Origin of the sequence: Kitasatospora sp. NPDC059577 (assembly GCF_042735475.1) — a bacterium.
GTDB lineage: Bacteria > Actinomycetota > Actinomycetes > Streptomycetales > Streptomycetaceae > Kitasatospora.
Window position 1 is genome coordinate 14,083 of record NZ_JBHWBZ010000003.1, and the last position, 5,966, is coordinate 20,048.

A 5,966-nucleotide genomic window follows, 5' to 3' on the forward strand; every position below is an offset into this window, starting at 1 on the left:
GCGCGGGGGGCCCCCCCCCCGGGGGGGGGGGGGGCGCCCGCCCCCCGCCCCCCCGCGCCCGGGGGCGGGGGGGGGGGGGCCCCCCGCGGGGGGTGGGCGCGCCCCCCGGGGGCCCCCGACTGTCCAAGAGGGCCGCCGACCTGGCATGGTGGCCGCTGAACACTGGCTTCCCAGCCCCGAGCGCCGCCGGGCGGGCAATCCTCGCGAAGCGGCGCGCGAACCTGATCGAGTCGGATGCGAGACGACGTGGACCATTCCGCCGCCCGGGCCACCGCGGCCGCCCCGGAACCGGGGCAGCTGCACGTGGTACTCGTCCTGGCCGCCAGCACCGGCGGCATCGGTGCGCACGTGCACTCCCTGGCCCAGGGCCTGGTCGCGCACGGGGTGATCGTCACGGTCTGCGCACCGGCCGGCACGGACGCGCTGTTCGGCTTCTCCCGCACGGGCGCCAGGGTCCACACCGTCGACATCACCCCCACCGCGGGTGCCCGCAGCGACGCCACCGCGATCGGCGAGCTGCGCCGGGCCTTCACCGGCGCCGACGTGGTGCACGCCCACGGGCTGCGCGCCGGGCTGCTCTCCGACCTCGCGCTGCGCACCGCCGGCCGCTTCCCGGGCCTGCGCCCGGAGACCCCGCTGGTCGTCACCTCGCACCACGCGCTGCTGGCCACCGGCATGGAGCGCCGCCTGCAGCGGCTGATGGAACGCCGGGTCGCGCGCGCCGCCGACCTGGTCCTCGGCGCCTCCTCCGACCTGGTCGCCCGGGCCCGCGAGCTGGGCGCCACCGACGCCCGGCTGGGCCCGGTGGCCGCCCCGCCGATGCCCGAGGGCCGACTCGGCCGGGCCGAGGCGCGCGCCGCGCTGCTCGGCGGCGGACCGGACCGTCCGCTGGTGCTGGCGATCGGCCGGCTCGTCCCGCAGAAGGCCTTCGGGCTGCTGCTGGACGCCGCCCGGGAGCTGTCCGTGCCGGACCCGCAGCCGCTGGTGCTGCTCGCCGGGGACGGCCCGGAGGCGGGCGCGCTGCGGGACCGGGTGGCCGCCGAGAAGCTGCCGGTGCGCCTGCTCGGCTACCGCACCGACGTGCCCGACCTGCTGGCCGCCGCCGACGTGGTGGTGGTCCCCAGCCGCTGGGAGGCCCGCTCGTTGGTGGTGCAGGAGGCGATGCGGGCCGGCGTGCCGGTGGTCTCCACGGCCGTCGGCGGCATCCCCGAACTGGTCGGAGACGCCGCCGTGCTGGTGGCCGCCGGTGACCCGGCCGCGCTCGGCGGCGCGGTGCGCGCGCTGCTGGCCGACCCGGACCGCCGCGGGCGGCTGGCGGCGGCCGGCCGGCAGCAGGCCGAGACCTGGCCGGACGAGGCCGCCACCGTCGCCCAGGTGCTCAGCACCTACGACGAGCTGGTGCAGCGCAGCTGAGGTCTCCGTCCCGGCCGCTGGGACCGGCGGCCGGGACCGGTGCCCGTCAGACGGTGGCCTGCTCGACCCGGTCGGCGGCCGGGCCGTCCGGCTGGGCGGACAGGTAGGCGGCGCCGCAGGCGGTCAGCCGCAGCGCGGTGTCGATCAGCGGGACGTGGCTGAAGGCCTGGGGGAAGTTGCCGACCTGGCGCTTGAGCCGCGGGTCCCATTCCTCGGCGAGCAGGCCGAGGTCGTTGCGCAGCGAGAGCAGCCGGTCGAACAGGTCGCGGGCCTCCTGCACCCGGCCGATCATGGCGAGGTCGTCGGCCAGCCAGAACGAGCAGGCCAGGAAGGCGCCCTCGTGGCCGGACAGGCCGTCGACGTTGTTGCCGCTCTCGTCGTGGGTCGGGTACCGCAGGACGAAGCCGTCCTCGGTGGACAGTTCGCGCTGGATCGCCTCGATCGTGCCGATCACGCGCTTGTCGTCCGGCGGGAGGAAGCCGACCTGGGGGATGAGCAGCAGCGAGGCGTCCAGTTCCCTGCCGCCGTAGTACTGGGTGAAGGTGTTGCGCTCCGGGTCGTAGCCGCGCTCGCAGACGTCCCGGTGGATGGTGTCGCGCAGCTCGCGCCAGCGCTCCAGGTGGCCGTCGTCGGGGGCGTCCTCGGGGGTCTGCTCCAGCAGCTTGATGGTGCGGTCGACGGCGACCCAGGCCATCACCTTGGAGTGGACGAAGTGCCGGCGCGGGCCGCGCACCTCCCAGATGCCCTCGTCCGGCTCCTGCCAGTGCTCCTCCAGGTAGTCGATCAGGCGCAGCTGGAGGTGGTGGGCGTGGTCGTTGCGGACCAGGCCGGTCATGTGGGCCAGGTGCAGGGCCTCCACCACCTCGCCGTACACGTCGAGTTGGAGCTGCCCGGCGGCGCCGTTGCCGACCCGGACGGGCTGCGAGCCCTCGTATCCGGGCAGCCAGTCCAGCGAGGACTCGGTGAGTTCGCGCTCGCCCGCGATGCCGTACATGATCTGCAGGTTCTCCGGGTCGCCGGCGACGGCCCGCAGCAGCCACTCGCGCCAGGCGCGCGCCTCCTCGCGGTAGCCGGTGCGCAGCAGGGAGGAGAGGGTGATCGCGGCGTCGCGCAGCCAGGTGTAGCGGTAGTCCCAGTTGCGCTCGCCGCCGATGTCCTCGGGCAGGGAGGTGGTGGGGGCGGCGACGATGCCGCCGGTGGGGGCGTAGGTGAGGCCCTTGAGGGTGATCAGGGAGCGGACCACGGCCTCCCGGTAGGGGCCCTGGTAGGTGCACTGGTCGGCCCACTCGTGCCAGAAGTCGGCGGTGGCGTCGAGCATCCCCTCGGCGTCCGGGGCCTTGGGCGCCTCCAGGTGGGAGGCCTGCCAGGTGAGGGCGAAGGCGATCCGCTCGCCGGCGTCGACGGTGAAGTCGGCGTAGGTGGTGAGGTTGCGGCCGTACGTCTCGGAGACGCCGTCCAGCCAGACCGAGTCCGGGCCGGCCATGGCGACGGTGCGGTGGGTGCCGTCGGCCTGTTCGACGCGGTGCACCCAGGGCACGATGCGGCCGTAGGAGAAGCGCATCCGCAGCGCCGAGCGCATCCGGACCCGGCCGGCCACGCCCTCGACGATCCGGATCACCTGGGGGACGGCGTCCTTGCCGGCCAGCGGGCGCGGCGGCATGAAGTCGATGACCCGGACGGTGCCGCCCTGGGTGTCCCACTCCTGTTCCAGGATCAGCGAGTCGCCCCGGTAGCGGCGGCGGTCGGCGGGCACGGCGGGGGCGGCGGCGGTGGGCGGGGGGACGCGCAGGTCCGCGGTGTCGGCGAGGCGGACCCGGCCCGCGCTGCTGGGGGCCGTGGCGGTGGCGGGGGCGGGGACCTCGGTCAGGACGGCTTCGGCGGGGCCGATCCGCCAGAAACCGTGTTCATCGGTGCCGAGCAGACCGGCGAACACGGCCGGCGAGTCGAAGCGGGGCAGGCAGAGCCAGTCCACCGCCCCGTCCCTGCTGACCAGGGCAGCGGTCTGCATGTCCCCGATGAGTGCGTAGTCCTCGATACGGCCGGCCACGTGGATCTCCAGTTCGCAATGTGGTCAGGGCATCGGCGAGACGGGGGAGCGAGCGGTCTGCGGGGCCGGAGGTCCACCCCGGGACGTCCGGCCCGCCGGGGGGTGGTGGCAGGCCTTGCTGGAGTGTCCGCGCGGGGCTCGGTCGAGCCCCTGGAGTGGGTGGGGAGGAGCTGGAATTACGGGGAGGTCCGGTCGCGCATCGGGGACCGGGAGTGTCCTGACCTCCCACGCCCTCCGCGTGCTCGTGCTGTCGGCGATGCGTCCGAGCAGCTTACGACGGACGAAAGGGGCGAAGCACGCGGGCGCCGCCCGGAGTGGCGCCGCAATTCGGCGGAAATGCCGTGCATCGCGGGGGCGTGGCGCAGGATGGTCCGGAAGGATCACCTCCGGGTGGTCTTTACGGAGCAGCCGGTATGACCCGGACGGAAACCGCGGGCTGGCCCGGTCCGACCGGTGGTGCGACGGGTGTGACACCTGCGGCGGATGATGCGCCGGTGGTGCGCCCCGCGTGCGCCCCCGAGGCTGCGCGCGCGGCCCGAACGGCGTCCCGGTCGGGTCACTGTTACCCTGGTATCCCGTGGACCGGCGGGATCAAACGCCCCGGACCAGCCGAACCGGCGACCCCTCGAGCGCAGTGCTCCGCACCTGCCTCCGTCGCCCGGCGACCCCCGAGACTCCCGCCCACGTCTTCTTCGACACGCGACCCACGGGAGCCCCCTCTTGGCACAGCCCCATTCCGGCAAGGCAGCGAACGGCCGAGCCGTGACGACCAAGCACCTCTTCGTCACCGGGGGTGTCGCCTCTTCGCTCGGCAAGGGCCTCACCGCCTCCAGCCTCGGAGCGCTGCTCAAGGCCCGCGGCCTGCGCGTGACGATGCAGAAGCTCGACCCGTACCTGAACGTGGACCCGGGCACGATGAACCCGTTCCAGCACGGTGAGGTGTTCGTCACCGACGACGGCGCCGAGACCGACCTGGACATCGGCCACTACGAGCGGTTCCTCGACACCAACCTGCACGGCTCGGCGAACGTCACCACCGGCCAGGTGTACTCGACCGTCATCGCCAAGGAGCGCCGCGGCGAGTACCTGGGCGACACCGTCCAGGTCATCCCGCACATCACCAACGAGATCAAGTCCCGGATCCGCCGGATGGCGACCGAGGACGTCGACGTGGTGATCACCGAGGTCGGCGGCACCGTCGGCGACATCGAGTCGCTGCCGTTCCTGGAGGCCGTCCGCCAGGTCCGCCACGAGGTCGGCCGGGACAACGTGTTCTTCGTGCACGTCTCCCTGCTGCCGTACATCGGCCCCTCGGGCGAGCTCAAGACCAAGCCCACCCAGCACTCCGTCGCCGCGCTGCGCAACATCGGCATCCAGCCGGACGCCATCGTGCTGCGCGCCGACCGCGAGGTCCCGCAGGCGATCAAGCGCAAGATCTCGCTGATGTGCGACGTGGACGAGGAGGCCGTGGTCGCGGCCATCGACGCCAAGTCGATCTACGACATCCCCAAGGTGCTGCACGGCGAGGGCCTGGACGCGTACGTGGTGCGCCGCCTGGACCTGCCGTTCCGCGACGTCGACTGGACCACCTGGGACGACCTGCTGCGCCGCGTCCACGAGCCGCAGCACATCGTCAAGGTCGCCCTGGTCGGCAAGTACATCGACCTGCCCGACGCCTACCTGTCGGTGACCGAGGCGCTGCGCGCCGGCGGTTTCGCCAACAACGCCCGGGTCGAGATCAAGTGGGTCACCTCGGACGACTGCGAGACGCCCGAGGGCGCCCGCGAGCAGCTCGGCGACGTGGACGCGATCTGCATCCCCGGCGGCTTCGGCGACCGCGGCGTCAACGGCAAGGTCGGCGCGATCACCTTCGCCCGCGAGAACAAGGTCCCGCTGCTGGGCCTGTGCCTGGGCCTGCAGTGCGTGGTCATCGAGGCGGCCCGCAACCTGGCCGGCCTGCCCGAGGCCAACTCCACCGAGTTCGACGCCGCCGCCAAGCACCCGGTCGTCTCCACGATGGCCGAGCAGCTGGCCATCGTCGACGGCAAGGGTGACCTGGGCGGCACCATGCGCCTGGGCCTGTACCCGGCCAAGCTCGCCGAGGGCTCGATCGTCCGCGAGGTCTACGCCGGCGAGCAGTACGTCGAGGAGCGCCACCGCCACCGCTACGAGGTCAACAACGCCTACCGCGCGGACCTGGAGAAGACCGGCCTGCAGTTCTCCGGCCTCTCCCCCAAGGGCGACCTGGTCGAGTACGTCGAGTACCCGCGCGAGGTGCACCCCTACCTGGTGGCCACCCAGGCCCACCCGGAGCTGAAGTCCCGCCCGACCCGCCCGCACCCGCTGTTCGCGGGCCTGGTCAAGGCCGCCATCGAGATCAAGACCGCGGCCTCCGAGTAGTTTTCCCTTCTCGGCCTCGGTCGTTCACCGGAGGGGGGGGGCCGGGGGGCGCCGGGCGCCGCGCCCGGCGGGCGCATGTGGGGTTTGTTGGTTCAGTAGGGGTGCG

At 73.7% G+C, this 5,966-nt stretch carries 3 protein-coding genes; 2 read left to right on the forward strand and 1 reads right to left on the reverse strand.

Annotation, left to right across the window (positions count from 1 at the left end; genetic code table 11):
* Nucleotides 1–234: 234 nt before the first annotated feature.
* Complete coding sequence (locus ACFV0O_RS04100) at nucleotides 235–1,413, forward strand: glycosyltransferase family 4 protein (protein ID WP_380336060.1); 1,179 nt, start codon at nucleotides 235–237, stop codon at nucleotides 1,411–1,413.
* Nucleotides 1,414–1,459: 46 nt separating this feature from the next.
* On the opposite strand, the gene ACFV0O_RS04105 is transcribed toward ACFV0O_RS04100, so the two are convergent.
* The gene (locus tag ACFV0O_RS04105) at nucleotides 1,460–3,460 is read right to left on the reverse strand and encodes a glycoside hydrolase family 15 protein (protein WP_380336063.1); all 2,001 of its coding nucleotides are present in this window, start codon (nucleotides 3,458–3,460) and stop codon (nucleotides 1,460–1,462) included.
* A 762-nt stretch (nucleotides 3,461–4,222) separates the two neighbouring features.
* On the opposite strand from ACFV0O_RS04105, the gene ACFV0O_RS04110 reads away from it, so the two are divergent.
* A complete protein-coding gene (locus ACFV0O_RS04110) occupies nucleotides 4,223–5,860 on the forward strand; it encodes a CTP synthase (RefSeq protein ID WP_360261447.1) in 1,638 nt (545 codons plus the stop codon).
* Nucleotides 5,861–5,966 lie beyond the last annotated feature (106 nt).

What these genes read in the sequence shown, in the direction of transcription:
- ACFV0O_RS04100 (WP_380336060.1), top strand. Translation starts at nt 235, where the DNA reads ATGCGAGACGACGTGGACCATTCCGCCGCCCGGGCCACCGCGGCCGCC.